Origin of the sequence: Thauera phenylacetica B4P, from assembly GCF_000310225.1 — a bacterium.
GTDB classification, from domain to species: domain Bacteria; phylum Pseudomonadota; class Gammaproteobacteria; order Burkholderiales; family Rhodocyclaceae; genus Thauera; species Thauera phenylacetica.
Genome location: NZ_AMXF01000589.1, coordinates 1 through 526, shown reverse-complemented (window position 1 = coordinate 526; position 526 = coordinate 1). Strand labels below are relative to the sequence as shown.

At 78.5% G+C, this 526-nt stretch carries 1 pseudogene; it reads left to right on the top strand.

Annotated elements, in window-relative coordinates:
* Nucleotides 1-526 (top strand): annotated as a pseudogene (locus C667_RS23835) (translocation/assembly module TamB domain-containing protein); the annotation flags it as partial.

The window sequence follows — 526 nt, the reverse complement described above, 5'->3', positions numbered from 1 at the left end:
CGCGCTCGAGGCCGGCGGGCGCTTCCCCGCCCGCCTGCAGGCGCCGGCCACGCTCGAGCTCGGCGCCGATCGCGTGCGCCTGGGCGCGGCCGAGATCGAGGCGGGCGACAAGGGCCGCATCCGCCTGCTCGAGACCGCCTGGTCGCCGACGCAGAGCGTGCTGCGCGGCGACCTCGCCGGGCTGGTGGTCGAGACCGAACCGCCGCGCCGCGACGGGCGTCCGCGCCGCAACGCCGACCCGCTGCGCCTGGGCGCGCGCTGGGACCTCTCGGTCGGGCGCACGCTCGAAGGCGAGGCGCGCGTGTTCCGCGAAGCCGGCGACATCAGCGTGGAAGGCGAGCTGCGCACCCGGCTCGGCCTGGAGAAGCTCGAGGCGGTGCTGAGCGCGCGCGGCGATCGTATCGACCTCGCCGTCGACGTGCAGGGCAAGGAGCTCGGCAGCGTGCAGGGCGAGGCCGGGCTGCGCGCGCGGCGCGGCGCCGACGGCCTGTGGAGCGTGCCGCCGGCGACCGCGATCCGCGGCGCG